This window comes from Streptomyces sp. NPDC002884 (assembly GCF_040295245.1).
Lineage (GTDB): Bacteria > Actinomycetota > Actinomycetes > Streptomycetales > Streptomycetaceae > Streptomyces.
This window is the reverse complement of record NZ_JBEOVB010000014.1, coordinates 39,793-56,504: the sequence shown is the minus strand read 5'-3', so window position 1 is coordinate 56,504 and position 16,712 is coordinate 39,793. Positions and strand designations below refer to the sequence as shown.

At 73.7% G+C, this 16,712-nt stretch carries 8 protein-coding genes; 7 read left to right on the top strand and 1 reads right to left on the bottom strand.

From position 1 onward, the window contains the following. Positions 1 to 6: 6 nt before the first annotated feature. Positions 7 to 1,713, bottom strand: coding sequence for a serine/threonine-protein kinase (locus tag ABT070_RS26070; RefSeq protein WP_351764290.1), 1,707 nt, complete (start codon positions 1,711 to 1,713; stop codon positions 7 to 9). A gap of 334 nt (positions 1,714 to 2,047) precedes the next feature. Here ABT070_RS26070 and ABT070_RS26065 point away from each other — a divergent pair, with 334 nt between their 5' ends. The 7 genes from ABT070_RS26065 (at position 2,048) to ABT070_RS26035 (ending at position 16,703) form a co-directional block, all read left to right on the top strand. Next, positions 2,048 to 5,683: an FHA domain-containing protein gene (locus ABT070_RS26065; protein ID WP_351764425.1), complete on the top strand. Its 3,636-nt coding sequence runs from the start codon at positions 2,048 to 2,050 to the stop codon at positions 5,681 to 5,683. Positions 5,684 to 6,029: 346 nt separating this feature from the next. Continuing rightward, the gene (locus ABT070_RS26060) at positions 6,030 to 7,412 is read left to right on the top strand and encodes an ABC transporter substrate-binding protein (protein ID WP_351764289.1); all 1,383 of its coding nucleotides are present in this window, start codon (positions 6,030 to 6,032) and stop codon (positions 7,410 to 7,412) included. Positions 7,413 to 7,419: 7 nt separating this feature from the next. Further along, entirely contained in the window at positions 7,420 to 8,763 is a 1,344-nt protein-coding gene (locus ABT070_RS26055) for a carbohydrate ABC transporter permease (RefSeq protein WP_451099040.1), read from the top strand. Beyond that, complete coding sequence (locus ABT070_RS26050; RefSeq protein ID WP_351764287.1) at positions 8,760 to 9,611, top strand: carbohydrate ABC transporter permease; 852 nt, start codon at positions 8,760 to 8,762, stop codon at positions 9,609 to 9,611. Before ABT070_RS26055 ends, ABT070_RS26050 begins: the two co-directional genes overlap by 4 nt. 162 nt (positions 9,612 to 9,773) lie before the next feature. Further along, positions 9,774 to 12,050, top strand: a complete 2,277-nt coding sequence (locus tag ABT070_RS26045) for a bifunctional glycosyltransferase/CDP-glycerol:glycerophosphate glycerophosphotransferase (RefSeq protein WP_351764286.1) — start codon at positions 9,774 to 9,776, stop codon at positions 12,048 to 12,050. A 220-nt stretch (positions 12,051 to 12,270) separates the two neighbouring features. After that, positions 12,271 to 14,475 (top strand): bifunctional glycosyltransferase/CDP-glycerol:glycerophosphate glycerophosphotransferase, encoded by a 2,205-nt coding sequence (locus ABT070_RS26040; RefSeq protein WP_351764285.1) that lies wholly within the window; start codon positions 12,271 to 12,273, stop codon positions 14,473 to 14,475. An 8-nt stretch (positions 14,476 to 14,483) separates the two neighbouring features. Beyond that, positions 14,484 to 16,703 carry a bifunctional glycosyltransferase/CDP-glycerol:glycerophosphate glycerophosphotransferase gene (locus tag ABT070_RS26035; protein ID WP_351764284.1) on the top strand — a complete coding sequence of 740 codons (2,220 nt, stop codon included), beginning with the start codon at positions 14,484 to 14,486 and terminating at the stop codon, positions 16,701 to 16,703. Positions 16,704 to 16,712 lie beyond the last annotated feature (9 nt).

Below are 16,712 nucleotides of genomic sequence, written 5' to 3'. Positions count from 1 at the left end.
GGTGGCTCAGTTGCCGGTGCCGCCCGTGCCGCTGCCGCCCGAGTCGGCCAGGTCGCCGATCCAGCCGGTGACGTCGTTGAACCAGCCGCTGATCAGCTGCCAGTAGTTCTTGCCGGTGCCGATCCAGCCCTGGAGCGGGCTCAGCTCCCAGATCAGCCAGCCGGCCACGAACAGGATGACGATCGTGAACAGGCAGCCCTTCAGGCAGCCCAGCCCGGGGATCTTCATCGGGTTGGCGCTGCGCTGCCTCGGCTCCCGGGGCTGCCGGGGCTCCGGCTCGGGCCGCTGCCTCGGCTGCTGCTGAGGCGCGGGCGCGGGCGCGTACCGCTGGGGCTGGTGTTGCGGCTGCTGGTGCTGCGGCGGCGCGTACTGCTGCTGCGGCGGCTGCCCCTGGTAGCCGTAGCCGGGGGGCTGCTGCTGGCGCTGCTGAGGCCGCTGTTGCTGCTGGTTCTGCTGCGGATACGGCTGCTGCTGTTGCTGTTGCTGGCGGGAGACCTGCCGCTGGGGGCGGCGGCGCAACGGGTCCTCGCCGGGGTCGAGGTACTGCTGGACCTGCGTGGGCTCGTTGCGGTCGCGGGCGGCCCGCATCTGGGACTGCCAGGGATGCGGCTCCTGGCCCTGCTGTCCGGGCTGGTGCGGCGGCACCGGCGGCAGGACGGCCGTCGGATCGGCGGCACCCGAGGGGCCGCTCGTGTGCGGCAGCACGGCGGTGGCGTCGGCGGCGCCCGCGGGACCGCTCGTGTGCGGCAGGACGCTGGTCGCTGCGTTCGGGTCGTAGGCGCCGCCCGGCACGGCCGCGGGCGCCGGGTCGGGCGCGAGCAGGTGGCCGACGCCGTCGGCGGCGGCGATCTGCATCGAGTTCGCGTGCACCCCGATGCCCTCGGCGACGATGCGCAACCCGCGCGCGAGGTTCTCGGCGCTCGGCCGGTCGTCGGGGTTCTTGCGCAGGCAGCGCTCGATGACCGTCCAGAGCGGGTCGGGGACCGTGGACGGGCGGCGCGGCTCCGCGTTCAGGTGCTGGTGCAGGACCTCCAGGGCGGAGCCGCCGGAGAACGGCGGACGCCCGGTGACCAGCTCGTACAGCAGGATGCCGGCGCCGTAGATGTCCACGGCCGAGGTCTGCGGGCGGCCCTCGGCGGACTCCGGCGCGACATAGGCGGGCGTGCCGACGAACTCGCTGGTCCGGGTCAGGCCCGGGGAGTCGGCGAGGCGCGCGATGCCGAAGTCGGTGAGCAGCGGGTGCATCTGGCCGCCGTTCTGCATCAGCAGGACGTTGGCCGGCTTCAGGTCGCGGTGCACGACGCCGTCGGCGTGGCTGGCGGCGAGCGCGTCGGCGACCTGGGCGGTGAGCAGGGCGGCGGCGACGGGGGTGAAGGGGCCGTTCTCGCGCAGGTAGCGGTGCAGGTCGGGGCCGTCGACGAGGTCCATGACCAGCGCCAGCAGATCGCCCTCGACGACCAGGTCGCGGACCCGGACGATGTTCGGGTGGGTCAGGCGCAGCAGCACGGACCGCTCGCGCAGGAAGCGCATCACGACGTCGGGGTCGTTCGCGAGCTCCTCCTTGAGGACCTTGATCGCGACGGTCTCTCCGGGCTGGCCGGCCACGGCCGCCTCGGCGCCCGCGGTCTCGCGCTGGCGGGCTCGCCAGACGGTGCCCGTGGCGCCGCGTCCGAGCGGCTCCTCGAGCAGGTACTTGCTGCCGACTGGCCGCACGTCACGCGCTCCCTGCTGCTTGCTTGCCTGTCCTGTCCGTGTTCCGACCCACTGTAGTGCCGCAGTGCGGACACCGGGCTGTCGTCTTTATCCGAAGGAAAGACGCTCGGCCCGGTCTTCCTGGTTGCCCTGGCCGGACGTGACCGATCTCAACTGATCGCCGGTGACGCACTTGTCCGGCACTTTTGCGGGCAGAGCCGACCAATCAAGATCACTTGTCCCCGGGTGTGGGGCGCGTTGTCAGTGACAGGTGCGAGGATGCCTTCAGTACTGGCCGCTGTGCTCGTGTGGGGTGGGGGGAACCGCGCCCGTGCAGAAGGGACCGCTGACGGCGATGCAGATCCGGCTGACCGTCGTAGACCCGACGGGCGCGCCCTTCCCCGCGCCGGGCTCCGCTCGTGCGGGAGGACCTCAGGCGCGGGCCCGCTCCGCGAGCTGCGACGTGCTGGTCACGGCGCCCGCCGGCACGGCCCTGGCCGCGGTGGCGTCCGCGCTGGCCGCGGCGGTCTCCGGGGAGGGCGCGCCGTCGGCCTCGTCCGCGGCCGCGGTCGTGCTCTACGCGGGCGTGGAGCGGCTCGACACCCAGCGCTGCACGCTCGGCGAGCCGCCGCTGATAGACGGCGCCGTGCTCTCCCTGGGCGCCCCGGCCGACCCCGAGCCGCATCCCGAGGTCGACGAAGCCCCCGCCCGGCTGCACGTGGTGGCCGGGCCCGACGCGGGCGGCGTCCATCTGCTGCACGGCGGCCAGGTCCGCGTGGGCCGCTCCGCCGACGCCGACGTGCCCCTCGACGACCCGGACGTCTCCCGCCTGCACTGCACGGTGACGCTGTCCCCCGAGGGCCGGGTCACGGTCGCCGACCTCGGCTCCACCAACGGCACCACCCTGGACGGCTCCCGGGTGCAGGACCGCCCCGTCCGCCTCTCCCCCGGCGCCCTGCTGCGGGTCGGCGAGTCGGCCCTGCGCCTGGCCCCGCCCGGCGGCCCGGGTCCCCGGGCGGCGACCACTCCGGACGGCGAGGGGCACGTCCGGGTGCCCTGTGCGGGCCCGGCCCCCGCGACGGGCGGCGACCCGTCCGGCGACCGTCCCGGCGGCCCGGTCGCGGGCGCGGCACACACGCGTGCGGGCGGCGGCGCCGGCGACCGGGAAGGCCCCTCGGGCCCGACCGGCCACGCCTACGGCACGGTGGACTGGAACGGCGCGTCGCAGGACCGGGGCGGGCGGGCGCGCGGCGCGGAGAACCACTCGGCGCCCCCGGTGGTTCCGGGCCAGGGCACGGCGCCGCGCATCGAGAGCCGGCACGGCGGCACGGCACGCCCGGCCGACCCGGTGCGCCGGACCCCGCCCGGCACCGCTGCCCCCGGTGGTGTGCCCGGGGCGGGTGAGGGCTCCATGACCACCCACGCCGGGCACTCGGGTCTCGGCTCGTTCACGGGCGCGTACGACGACGTCCGTGGACCGCACCGCGCGCCTGAGGACACGGGCGCCCCGCACCACCCCGCCGACTCCGCTCCCGACTCCGCCACCACCCCGTCCGCCTCCCACTACGACGACGCCCCCGAAGCCGATCCGCGCGGGGCGGCCCGCCGTAAGGGCACCCCGCTGCGCGGCACCGACGTGCCCCCGGGCGTGCGCAGGCGCGGAGGTCTCTCCGCGTGGGCGCGGCGGCTGGCCGGCGGTCGCGGGGACGCGCAGGACACGGACGTACCCGGGACCCACGACGAGGAGGCGGCCGGAGCGCGGACGTATCCGTCGGCCGCCGTGCCGCCCGCCCCCGAGACCTGGCCGGACCCGGCCGCGCTGCTGCTGACGGCGCTGGGCCCGGGCCCCCGGCTGTGGGAACGCGGCGCGGGGCACCCGGAGGCGCTCACCGTGCGGCTCGGCACCGCCGACCGGCCGGCCCCCGACGGCTCGGGTCTGCTGCCCGCGGTCCCGGTGACGACGGGGCTGCGCGAGGTCGGCGCGCTCGGTCTGGCCGGCCCGCGCCCGCGCCTGTCCGGGCTGGCGCGCGCGGTGCTGGCCCAGCTCGCCGCGCTGCACTCGCCCGACACCCTGGAAATCGTCCTGATCAGCACGGACCGCGCGCGTTCCGAGGAGGAGCGGGTCGCCGAGTGGTCCTGGCTGGGCTGGCTGCCGCAGCTGCGCCCGGGGCACGGCCAGGACTGCCGTCTCCTGCTCGCCTACGACCGCGACCAGGCCACGGCCCGCGCCGAGGAGCTGCTGCGCCGGCTGGAGGACCATCTGGCCGACAGCGCGGGCGGCCCGAGCGGTGCGGGAACCGTCCAGGTGCCCGCACCCCGCGGCGCCGGCCGCCGTCCCTCCTGGGCCGTGCCGGACGAGACGGGCGACGGCGGCTTCCCCGGCCCGTACACGGTGGTCGTCGTGGACGGCGATCCCGGCGGCGCCGACCTGCGCGAGGCGGTGGCCCGGCTGGCGGTGGCCGGACCGCGCGCCGGGATACACCTCGTCTGTCTGGCCGAGACGCCCGCCGCCTCCCCGTCCTCACCGGTGACCGAGACCTACGAAGCGGCCTGCGCGGCGGCGCCGACCTTCCGCGCGTGCGGAGCCGTCGCGCTGCTCAGCGGAGACGTGGCGACGGCGCTGCGGCTGCTGCGGGTCGCGCCGGCCGGGGCACAGACGGAGCGGCCGGGCCCGGTGGGACCGGGCACGGTCGGCGCGGTGGACGCGGTCTCCCTCGCCTGGGCCGAACGCTTCGCACGGGCCCTCGCGCCGCTGCGCCCGGACGGCGCGGGCGGCGGCGGTGAGCGGCCCACGCGGGTGTCGGCGCCGCTGCCCCAGTCGGCCCGGCTGCTGGACAAACTGGGCCTCGCCCGGGCCACGCCCGCCTCGCTGATGGCCCGCTGGGCGGACGCGGCGGACGACGCCGAGGCGCTCGGCGGACGGGCGTGGGCCGTCCTCGGCGCCGGGCCGCGCGGCCCGGTCGGCGTGGACCTGGTCGCCGAGGGCCCGCACCTGCTGATCGAGGGCCCGACCGGCAGCGGACGTACGGAGCTGCTGCGGGCCGTCGTGGCCTCGCTGGCCGCAGCCGAGCGGCCCGACCGGCTGGGCATCATCCTGCTGGACGGCCGCGACACCGTCGGCAAGGGCGGCGGCGGGCAGGGTGACGGCCTGCGGATCTGTACGGACGTACCGCATGTCACCACCCACCTCACCGCCAACGACCCGGTCCGCATGCGGGAGTTCGCTCAGTCGCTGAGCGCCGAGCTGAAGCGGCGGTCCGAACTGCTGGGCCGTTCCGGTTTCGCGGAGTGGCACACGCAGCGCACGGTGTCCGGCCGTATCGTCCCGCAACGCACCCCGAACACGCCGCCGCCCGGTGCCGGGCTCGGCGGCGGTTCCACCGGTGGCGCCGCCGACATCGAGGCACCGCCCAGCACCACCCTGCGGCTGCGCCCGGGAGCGGCCGCCCGGCAGCGGGCCGAGGCGGTGTCCCCGCTGCCCCGTCTGGTGGTGGTCGTCGACGACCTGGACGCTCTCGTCTCCCCCGCCCTCGGCTCGCCCGGCCGGCCGGCCGCCGGCTCGGTCATGCGCGCGCTGGAGGCGGTGGCCCGCGAGGGCGAGCGGCTCGGCGTGCACCTGGTGGTCGCGGCGGGGCCCGGGGGCCGTACGGCGGAGTCGGAACCGGCCCGGCTGTCCACCGTACGGATCACTCTGGACCCGCCGGGTTCCGGCACGGACGAACCGGCGCCCGGCCGCGGCCGTCTCAAGGGCGCGGACGGCCGCCTCACCCCCTTCCAGGGCGGCCGTGTCACGGGCCGCATCCCCCGTACGGCGACCCTGCGGCCCACGGTGGTCCCCCTGGAGTGGCATCGCATGGGCGACCCCCCGGCCCGCCGCCCGGTACGGGAACTGGGCAACGGCCCGACGGACCTGGCCCTGCTGGCCAGCGCCCTGGAGCGAGCCGCGCGGCAACTCAGCCCGTCCGGGGGCGCGCCCGCCGGGGGAGCCTGAGCGGAGGCCCTTCGGGGCCCGGGCCGGCTCGAACGGGTCCGGCCCGCGCAAGTCCGGAGCGCGCAAGTCCGGCCCGCGCAAGTCCGGCCCGCGCAAGTCCGGAGCGGGCGGCCGGGGCGGTGGCCCGGGCCGACGCCCGCGCGGGCCGACGCGCACCGGTGGCCGGTGCGAGGCGACGCGTCGCCTCGCACCGGCCATCGCGTGCGCGTTGCGATCACGACGCGGTCACGATCCCCCGCTCGACGGCACAGGCGCCCTTGCCGAGCCCAGGCACCCGGCGTAGACCAGTGCCACGGGACAGCGCTCGAACGTTCACGAGTCGACGAGGACGAAGAACGGGGCAGTGATGCGCAGCACGAGCAACACCATGCGGACACGCAGGACCGTGAAGGCGGCCGCCACACTCCTTGCGGGAGCCCTCGCGCTCTCGCTCACGGCGTGCGGCAGCGACGACGACAAGAGCGGCGGAAGCGACAGCAGCACCGCGAGCAAGGAGTCCGGCGACACCCTCACCCTCCCCCAGCTCGACGGAACCACGCTCGAAGTGGCCGCCGTATGGACGGGGACCGAACAGGCGAACTTCAAGAAGGTCCTCGCCGAGTTCGAGAAACGCACCGGCGCGAAGATCACCTTCGTACCCGCGCAGGACCCGATCATCAACTTCCTCGGCTCGAAGATCGCGGGCGGCTCACCGCCGGACGTGGCGATGCTGCCGCAGCCCGGCGCCATCAAGCAGGCCGCCGACAAGGGCTGGGCCAAGCCGCTGGGCGCCGAGGCCCAGGCGGAGCTCTCGAAGAACTACTCGCAGGGCTGGCAGGACATCGGGAAGGTGGGCGACAAGCAGTACGGCGTCTACTACAAGGCCGCCAACAAGTCGCTGATCTGGTACAACGCCAAGGTCTTCGAGAACGCGGGCGCGGCCGAACCCAAGTCCTGGCAGGAACTGCTGACGACCGCGCAGACCGTCTACGACTCCGGCGTCACCCCGTTCTCGATCGGCGGTGCCGACGGCTGGACCCTCACCGACTGGTTCGAGAACGTCTACCTCTCCCAGGCGGGCCCGGAGAAGTACGACCAGCTCGCCCAGCACAAGATCAAGTGGACGGACCCCTCGGTGAAGGAGGCCCTGACCACCCTGGCCCAGGTCTGGGGCAAGAAGGACTGGGTGGCGGGCGGCGCGAGCGGCGCGCTCCAGACCGAGTTCCCCGCCTCGGTGACCCAGACCTTCACCGGCGGCGAGCAGCCGAAGGCGGCCATGGTCTACGAGGGCGACTTCGTGCAGGTCAACATCGCCGACACCAAGTCGAAGGTCGGCACGGACGCCAAGGTGTTCCCGTTCCCGAAGGCCGGCGACACCGCGCCGGTGGTCTCCGGCGGTGACGCGGCCGTCATCCTGAAGGACTCCAAGGGCGCGCAGGCGCTGGCGACCTTCCTGGCCTCGCCGGACGCGGCGGAGATCCAGGCGAAGCTCGGCGGCTATCTCTCGCCGAACAAGAACGTCGACGTCTCCGTGTATCCCAACGAGGTCCAGCGGACGATCGCCAAGGCGCTGATCGCGGCCGGCGACGACTTCCGCTTCGACATGTCCGACCAGGCCCCCCAGGCCTTCGGCGGCACCCCCGGCAAGGGCGAGTGGAAGGACCTCCAGGACTTCCTGAAGAACCCGACGGACGTGGCCGGCATCCAGGCGAAACTGGAGTCGGACGCGGCAGCGGCGTACGGGAACTGACGCGGCGATGACAACGCCCGCGGCGGCGGGGGCTCCTCGGGCCCCCACCCCTCCCCGCTCGCGCAGGAGTGTGACCGGCACCCGAAGGACGGTGGCCGCGCTGTTCCTGCTGCCCGCCCTGGTGCTGCTCGGCGCGCTCGTGGTCTACCCGATCGGGTACTCGGTCGTGCGCAGTTTCTACGACCAGTCCGGCGACGGCTTCGCCGGCGTCGACAACTACAAGGCCCTCTTCACGGACGACGGCATCCGTACCGCCCTGAAGAACAACGTGATCTGGGTGGTGTTCGCGCCGACGGTCGCGACCGCGCTCGGCCTGATCTTCGCGGTGCTGACCGAACGGGTGCGCTGGGGAACCGCGTTCAAGCTGGTCGTCTTCATGCCGATGGCGATCTCGATGCTCGCCGCCGGCATCATCTTCCGGCTGGTCTACGACCAGGACCCGGACAAGGGCGTCGCCAACGCGGTGTGGGTGGGCGTCCACGACACGTTCGCCGAGTCGTCGGCGTTCCCGAAGGCCCACCCGGGCCGTGACTCGCCGCTGCGGCCGGAGAACGGCGGCTTCATCACCGAAACCCCGGTCCGCACCGGCGTCCCCGTGGCCCTGCCCCTGGTCGGCGTCGCCCCCGACCAGATGCCCGGCAGCGCGGAGAAGGCGGTGCGGGCGCGGCCCGAACAAGGTGAGATCACCGGGACGGCCTGGCAGGACTTCACCCGAGGCAAGGGCGTCGGCACGCTCGGCGCGCCCGATCCGTCCGAACTGGGCTACGCCGGAATGCGGATCGAGGCGGTGCAGGACGGCAAGGTGGTGGCCTCGACGAAGGCGGCCGCCGACGGCACCTTCGCGCTTCCGGCCGAGGCGGACGGCGCCCTGCTCCGGCTGCCCGCGAGCAACTTCAAGGAGGCGTACAACGGCCTGGACTGGCTCGGCCCCTCGCTGGTCACACCGGCGATCATCGGCTCGTACATCTGGATGTGGGCGGGCTTCGCGATGGTGCTGATCGCGGCCGGCCTCGCGGGGATCCCGCGGGAACTGCTCGAAGCGGCCCGGGTGGACGGCGCCAACGAGTGGCAGGTGTTCCGCAGAGTCACCGTCCCGCTCCTGGCGCCGGTCCTCGCGGTCGTCGCCGTCACCCTGATGATCAATGTGCTGAAGGTCTTCGACCTGGTCTTCATCATCGCCCCCGGCTCCTCGCAGGACGACGCGAACGTGCTCGCCCTGGAGCTGTACCGCAAGGGCTTCTCCGAGGACCAGCCCGGCATCGCCAGCGCCATCGCGGTGTTCCTGCTGCTGCTGGTGATCCCGGTGATGTGGTTCAACGTGCGTCGACTCAGGCGGGAGGTCAGGCGATGAGCGGGCGACTCGAATGGATCATGGAGAAGCTCAACGGCGGGCTGGTGCGCGCCTTCCTGATCGTCGTAGGCCTGTTCTGGCTGGTGCCGACCGTCGGACTGCTCGTCTCCTCCCTCCGCTCCCCCGAGGACATGAGCGCCGACGGCTGGTGGAAGGTGTTCAGCAAGCCCTCCCAACTCACCTTCGACAGCTACCAGAAGCTGCTGGAGAACGGCGACATCACGAGCTCCCTGGTCAACACCGTGCTGATCACGGTGCCGGCGACCGTCCTGGTCGTCGTCATCGGCGCGCTCGCGGGCTACGCGTTCGCGTGGATGGAGTTCCCGGGCCGGGACTGGTGGTTCCTGGCCGTCGTGGGACTGCTGGTCGTGCCCGTGCAGGTGGCGCTCATCCCGATCGCCGAACTGTTCGGCAAGATCGGCCTGTTCGGGAACATCCTGGGCGTGATCCTGTTCCACGTCGGGTTCGGACTGCCCTTCGCGGTGTTCCTGCTGCGGAACTTCTTCGCGGAGATCCCCCGTGAGCTGCTGGAGGCGGCCCGCCTCGACGGAGCCGGTGAACTGCGCCTGTTCGCACGGGTCGTGATGCCGCTGGGCGGCCCCGCGATCGCGTCCCTGGGCATCTTCCAGTTCCTGTGGGTGTGGAACGACATGCTCGTCGCGCTGGTGTTCACCAACGCCGACAGCCAGCCGATCACGGTCGCGCTCCAGACGCAGGTACGGCAGTTCGGCAACAACATCGACGTGCTCGCGCCCGGCGCGTTCATCTCGATGGTGATCCCGCTGGCCGTGTTCTTCGCGTTCCAGCGGCAGTTCGTGTCCGGCGTGATGGCGGGCGCGGTCAAGTAGCCGTCCGGCAGCCGACACATCAGGGGCGGGCCGGGTCATCGGCCCGCCCCTTCCCGTTCACCCACAATCCCCCGTATGCCGTATGAACCGTAACCAATTCACTCCATCGGCCGTTCCCGGGCAAGGCCCTGTCTTCCGCCCGCGCCGACCCATGGATGTCCCTTGCCCAGGTTCAGTGTCATCGTCCCCGCGTACAAGGTTCAGGCGTACCTGCACGAGTGCCTCGAATCGGTGCTGTCCCAGTCGTTCACCGATCTCGAACTGATCGTCGTCGACGACCGTTCCCCGGACGCCTGCGGCGAGATCATCGACGAGTTCGCGGCCCTCGACGAGCGCGTGCGCGCCGTGCACCTCCCGGAGAACGTCGGCCTGGGGCGGGCCCGCAACGCCGGGCTGGAGCGGGCGACCGGCGACTACCTGCTGTTCCTGGACTCCGACGACACCCTCACCCCGGACGCCCTGCGCGCGATCGCCGACCGGGTGAGGGAGACGGGCGAGCCGGACGTCCTGGTCTACGACTACGCGAGCACGTACTGGTCGGGCGAGACCGTACGCAACCAGTTCGCGGCGCAGCTCACCGAGGAGGGCGAGGCCCCCTTCCGGCTCGAGGACCGGCCGGGCCTGCTCAGGGTGCTGATGGTGGCCTGGAACAAGGCCTACCGGCGGGAGTTCGTCGAGGGCGTGGGCCTGACGTTCCCGCCCGGCTACTACGAGGACACGCCGTGGACGTACCCGGCGCTGATGGCGGCGGAGTCGCTCGCGACGCTGGACCGGGTCTGTGTGCACTACCGGCAGCGCCGTCGGGGCAACATCCTGTCCACCGTCAGCCGGGGCCACTTCGACGTCTTCGAGCAGTACGACCGGGTCTTCGCGTTCGTCGAGCAGCGGCCCGAACTCGCCTGCTGGCGGCCGGTGTTGTTCCGCCGCATGGTCGACCACCTCTCGACGGTCTTCACCAAGCGCGACCGGCTCCCGCGTGGTTCGCGCGCCGAGTTCCTGCGCAGGGCCCGCGCCCACTACCGCCGTTACCGCACCCCGGGCGTCCCGGTCCCGCTGCGCTCCCGGCTGCGCCACACGCTGGTCCACTTCGGCGTGCACCGCACCTACCGGGCGCTCCAGGCGTCCATGACCGTGCGTCGGCGCACACACAAGGCCGTCTCGAAACTGGCCCGCGCGCTGAGGGCGGTCGTCCTCCAGGCCCACTACCGCGTCCAGTTGCGGCTGCCGCTGCGCGCCGACCGGGCCGTGTTCGCCGCGTACTGGGGGCGCGGGCACAGCTGCAACCCGGGCGCGCTGGAGGCCGCGTTCCGTACCTTCGCGCCGCAGGTGCGCACCGCGTGGATCGCCCGTCCCGAGCACCGGGCGGCCGTCCCGCCGGGCCCCCGTCAGGTGCGTCCCGGGACGGCCGCCTACTGGACGGCGCTGGCCCGCTCCAAGTACCTGGTGAACAACGTCAACTTCGACCGGCGGCTGGTCAAGCGCCCCGGCCAGGTCTTCGTGCAGACCCAGCACGGCACACCCCTCAAGCACATGGGCCTCGACCTCCAGGAACGCCCGGCGGCCGCCCGAGACATGGACTTCGCCGATCTGCTGAGGGGCGTCGACACCTGGGACTACGTCCTGTCGGCCAACCGCCACACCACCCTCACCTGGGAGCGTGTCTACCCCGGGCGCTACGAGACCCTCGAGTACGGCTACCCCCGCAACGACGTCTTCCAGCGGGCGACCTCGGCGGACGTGGCCCGGCTGCGCGAGTCCCTCGGCATCCCCCGCGACACGGTCGCCTTGCTCTACGCGCCCACGCACCGCGACTACCGCCGCGTCCAGCGCTCCCACGTCGACCTGGAGCGGGTCCTGCGCCGCCTGGGGCCCCGCTTCGTGATCCTGGCCCGCGCCCACTACTGGCAGGAGGCGCCGGCCGGCCGGCCGGTGCCCGGCGTCATCGACGTCACCGACCACCCGAGCGTGGAGTCCCTCTGCCTGGCCTCGGACGCCCTGGTCACCGACTACTCGTCCCTCATGTTCGACTACGCCGGCCTGGACCGCCCGATCGTGATCCACGCCGACGACTGGGAGGCCTACGAGGCGGCCCGCGGCACCTACTTCGACCTGCGCGCCTGCCCGCCGGGCGCGGTCGCGCGCAGCGAGGACGAGCTGATCGACATCTTCACGACCGGCCACTGGCGCGGCTCCCGCTCGGCCCAGCTGCGGGCCGCGTTCCGCGAGCGGTTCTGCCCGCACGACGACGGCCGCGCCGCCGAGCGCGTCGTACGGCGGGTCGTGCTGGGCGAGACGCTGCTGCCCCCGGTGGTGCCGCTCGCCGAGCGCCGTCCGGTGCCGTCGGCCGCCGCCTCGGCGGCGATGCCCGCGGGGCGCCCGGCGCTCGACCATGTGCCACCGCCCGCGGGACCGGTCCACCCCGTCACCGACCGGCGCTGAACCTCGTTCACCCTTCCGGGAGTTGCCATGCCCTTCGGCTCGTCGCGGCCCACGCCGACCCGGCCGTCCACCTGCCGGCCGGCCGGACGGCCCGGCCGTACCGCCTGAAGAACACCGCCCCGGACGCCCCCCCTCGCCCCGCAGACGAACCCCCACAGCCCGACCCCCACAGGCCGACCGCCGCAGACCGACCGCCGCGGACCGACAGAGAAAGAGCAGAATGCCCCGCTTCAGCATCATCGTCCCGTCCCATGGGGTCGCGGGCCGGTTGTCCCTGGCGCTGGACTCCGTCCTGGCCCAGTCCTTCGGCGACTTCGAGCTGATCCCGGTCAGCGACGCGCCCGGCACCCCGGCCGCGGTCCTCGCCGCCGGGTACGCGCGGCGGGACTCCCGGGTGGCCCCGGTGCACTCGCCGCCGTCCGCCGGGCTGAGCGGGGCACGCAACACCGGGATCCGGGCGGCGGCCGGCGCCTATCTGCTGTTCCTCGACGGGGACGACGTCCTCGCCCCGGGCGCCCTGGCCACACTGGACGCCCGGCTGACCGAGACCGGCGACGTCGACGTCCTGTACACCGAGCACGAGCGCACCCCCTGGTGGGACGGCGAGCCGACCAACCCGGCCGCCCCGCTGCTCGCGAGGACCCCCAAGGGCGCCTTCGCCCCCGCCGAGGCCCCGCACCTCACCGGCGTGCAGCTGCCCGCCTGGGGCACGGCCTACCGGCGCTCCTTCGTCGCCGAGCACCGGCTCGTCTTCCCCGACGGGCACTTCACGGACGTCGGCTTCGGCGGCCTGGTCACCGTGCACGCCCAGCGGATCGCGGTGCTGCGCTCGGTCGTCGTACGGCATCTGCTGCGGCGGCAGGGCAACCGGCTGAACCTGCCGGGCGACCACCATCCGGAGCTCCTGGACCGGACCGACGCGGTGCTGACCCGGGCGGCCGAACTCGGGCTGCCCGTGGACCGGTCGGGTCCGCTCTTCGAGCAGCTCTTCGCGGCCGTGCTGAAGACGGCCGCGCATCCGGCCCGGCTGACCGGGCGCCGCCGCCGGGCCTTCTTCCGCCGCGCGGGCCGGCTGTACCGGCGCCACCGCCCGGCCGGTTTCCGCGGGCCGGGCGGCAGCCTCGGGGTGCAGCACCGGCTGCTGGCGGCCGGTGCCTACACGGCGTTCCGCGCGCTGCGCGGCGCCAACCAGAAGGCGGCGGGCGCCGTCGAGCGCCTCCCGCGCCCCCAGGGCCTGCGCACCCGCCTGCTCTACCGGCGTGCGCTGCGCCGCCGTATCGACCCGAACCTGGCGGTGTACTGCGCCTACTGGGGGCGCGGCTACGCGTGCAGCCCGGCCGCGATCCACGCCAAGGCGGCCGAACTCGCCCCGCACATCCGCTCGGTGTTCCTCGTCGAGGCCGACCAGGCGCACGCGATGCCGCAGGGCGTGGACCACGCCGTCATCGGCAGCCGCCGCTACTGGCAGGTCCTGGCCCGCGCCAAGTACCTCGTCAACAACGCCAACTTCGCGGAGGGCGTGGTCAAGCGCGAGGGCAGTGTGCATGTGCAGACCCAGCACGGCACCCCGCTCAAGAAGATGGGCGTCGACCAGTCGACGTACCCGGTCGTCGCCGCCGCGACCGGCTCCTTCACCAAGCTGCTGGGCCGCGTGGACCGCTGGGACTACAACCTCTCCTCCAACACCCACTCCACCCAGATGTGGGAGCGCGCCTTCCCGGGCTCGTACGAGCAGTTGGAGTACGGCTATCCGCGCAACGACGTCTTCTACACGTCGACCGCCGCCGACGTGGCCCGGGTCCGGCGGGAGCTGGGCGTGCCGGAGGGCAGCACGGCCGTCCTGTACGCGCCCACCCACCGCGACCACCACACCGGTTTCGAGCCGGGCCTGGACCTGGAGGCCTTCTGCGAGGCGGCCGGCGAGGACGTCGTCGTGCTGCTGCGGGCGCACTACTTCTACGACGGCGGCGGCCGGCGCGGCACCGGCCGGATCATCGACGTCACCGGCCACCGCTCCTCCGAGGAGGTCTGCCTGGCCGCCGACGTGCTGGTCACCGACTACTCGTCGATCATGTTCGACTACGCCAACCTGGACCGCCCGATCGTCGTGTACGCCGACGACTGGGACGTCTACCGGGAGACCCGGGGCGTCTACTTCGACCTGCTGGCGGCCCCGCCGGGACCGGTCGCCCGCACACCGCAGGAGCTGGCCCGGGTGTTCCGCGACGGCTCGTACGCGGACGCCGCATCCGGTGCCCGACGGGCCGCGTTCCGGTCCCGTTTCTGCCAGTTCGACGACGGCCGGGCCGCCGAGCGCGTGGTGCGCCGGGTGCTGCTCGGCGAGCCCCCCGAGGCGATCGAGCCCGTGCGGCCCCTCGCCGAGCGCGTCCCGGCCCCCGCCGCCTCCACCCTCGTAAGGAGCTGACCTCCGCAGTGCCCCGCTTCAGCATCATCGTCCCCTGCTTCAAGGTGCAGGGCTTCCTGCGCGAGTGTCTCGACTCGGTCCTGGAGCAGTCGTACCGGGACATCGAGGTGATCGCCGTCGACGACCGTTCGCCCGACGGCTGCGGCGCGATCCTCGACGAGTACGCGGCCCGCGACGACCGCGTCCGGGTCCTGCACCTGCCGGAGAACGCCGGCCTCGGCCGCGCCCGCAACGCCGGTATGCCGCTCGCGGGCGGCGACTACCTGTTCTTCCTCGACAGCGACGACACCCTCACCCCGGGCGCGCTGGGCGCGATGGCCGACCGGCTCGACGAGGCCGGCGACCCCGACGTGCTGGTCTTCGACTACGCGCGCACCTACTGGTGGGGCGGCACCCGCAGGAACGCCCTCGCCCACGTCCTCGCGGAGGCCGGCGACGGCACCTTCACGGCCGTCGAACGCCCCGAGATCCTCGACCTGCTGATGGTCGTGTGGAACAAGGTCTACCGGCGGGAGTTCGTCGAGCGGAACGACTTCTCGTTCCCGCCCGGCTACTACGAGGACACGCCCTGGACGTTCCCGGTCATGCTCAGCGCGGAGCGGATCGCCACACTGGACCGGATCTGCCTGAACTACCGCCAGCGGCGGCAGGGCAACATCCTGTCCACCACCAGCCGCAAGCACTTCGACGTCCACGACCAGTACGAGCGGGTCTTCGCCTTCGTCGGCTCCCGTCCCGAGCTCGCGGACTGGCGGGCGTACCTGCACCGCAAGATGGGCGAGCACTGTCTCGACATCCTCTCCAAGCCGGACCGGCTGCCGCCTTCGGACAAGGGCGAGTTCTTCCGCCGTACGGCCGTTCTGTTCGCCCGCCACAAGCCGGCCGGTGAGCCGGTGCCCGCCGAACTCCGGGTCCTGGAGGGCGGTTACGCGGCCTACCGGATCAAACGGAAGGCCGGTCAGGCGGGCCGGGAACTCGCCCGGCGCGGCGGGCAGGCGGGCCGGGCGGCGGGCGGGCGGCTGCGCCGGGCGCCGGGCGCCGTGCGCGGACACCGCCCGCCGGATCCGCACCTCGTCCTGTACTCGGCGTTCTCGCACCGGGGCGTGCTCGGCGATCCGGGAGCCGTCTACGAGAAGGCGCGGGAGATCGCACCGCAGCTGCGCGGGGTGTGGGTGGTGCGCGACGAGGAGACGGCCGAGCGGCTCCCGGCGGACGTGGAGCACGTGCTGCTCGACTCCCCCGCCTACCGCCGGGTCGGCGCGCGGGCCGGGTTCCTCGTCAACAACGTCAACTGGCCCGGCACCCTCGCCAAACGGCCCGGCAGCGTCCACATCCACACCCACCAGGGCACCCCGCTGAAGCACATGGCGGCCGACCTGCTCCAGCGGCCCGGCGCCCGGCACGGCGTGGACGTGCCGCAGATGCTGCGCCGCGCCGACCGCTGGGACTACAGCCTCGTCGCCAACCAGCACTCCGAACTCGTGTGGGAACGGGCGTACCCCTGTCACTTCGCCTCGGTGCGGACCGGGAGCCCACGCAACGACGTGCTGGTGAACGCCGGCGCGCAGGCGGGTCTCGCGGTCCGCGCGCGGCTCGGGATCCCGGCCGGCGACACGGTCGTGCTGTACGCGCCGACCCGCCGCGACTACGTGCGCGGCGGGCACGTCGACCGGCTGGACCTGGCCCGGTTCGCCGCCGACCTCGGCGCGGGACACACCCTCGTCGTACGGCTGCACCCGTCGCTGGCGGCCGGCCCGGCGCGCGGGATGGGCCTGGCCGACCTGCACCGGCGCGGGGTGCTGGTGGACGCGACGGACGAGCCGCGCGTCGAGGACGTCATGCTCGCCTCCGACGTCCTGGTCACCGACTACTCGGCCCTGATGTTCGACTACGCCAACCTGGACCGGCCGATCGTCGTCCACGCCGACGACCGGGCCGCGTACACGGCCGCCCGGGGCGCCTACTTCGACATCACCGCCGACGCCCCCGGCCACGTCTCGCGCACCTACCGCGAACTGTCGTGGCTGCTCACCTCCGGCAGCTGGCGCGACGAGGAGTCGGCGCGGCTGCGCGCGGGCTTCCGGGAGCGGTTCTGCGCCTACGACGACGGGCGGGCCGCCGAGCGGGTCGTCCGGCGGCTGCTGCTGGGCGAGGAGTTCCCGGAGAGGACCGCGCTCGCGAAGGTGCCCGGCCCGGCCGGGGCCCGCGATCTGCTCACGTCGACGTGAGGACTCCCC

What these genes read in the sequence shown, in the direction of transcription:
- ABT070_RS26050 (WP_351764287.1), top strand. Translation starts at nt 8,760, where the DNA reads ATGAGCGGGCGACTCGAATGGATCATGGAGAAGCTCAACGGCGGGCTG.
- ABT070_RS26060 (WP_351764289.1), top strand. Translation starts at nt 6,030, where the DNA reads ATGCGCAGCACGAGCAACACCATGCGGACACGCAGGACCGTGAAGGCG.
- ABT070_RS26040 (WP_351764285.1), top strand. Translation starts at nt 12,271, where the DNA reads ATGCCCCGCTTCAGCATCATCGTCCCGTCCCATGGGGTCGCGGGCCGG.
- ABT070_RS26055 (WP_451099040.1), top strand. Translation starts at nt 7,420, where the DNA reads ATGACAACGCCCGCGGCGGCGGGGGCTCCTCGGGCCCCCACCCCTCCC.
- ABT070_RS26065 (WP_351764425.1), top strand. Translation starts at nt 2,048, where the DNA reads ATGCAGATCCGGCTGACCGTCGTAGACCCGACGGGCGCGCCCTTCCCC.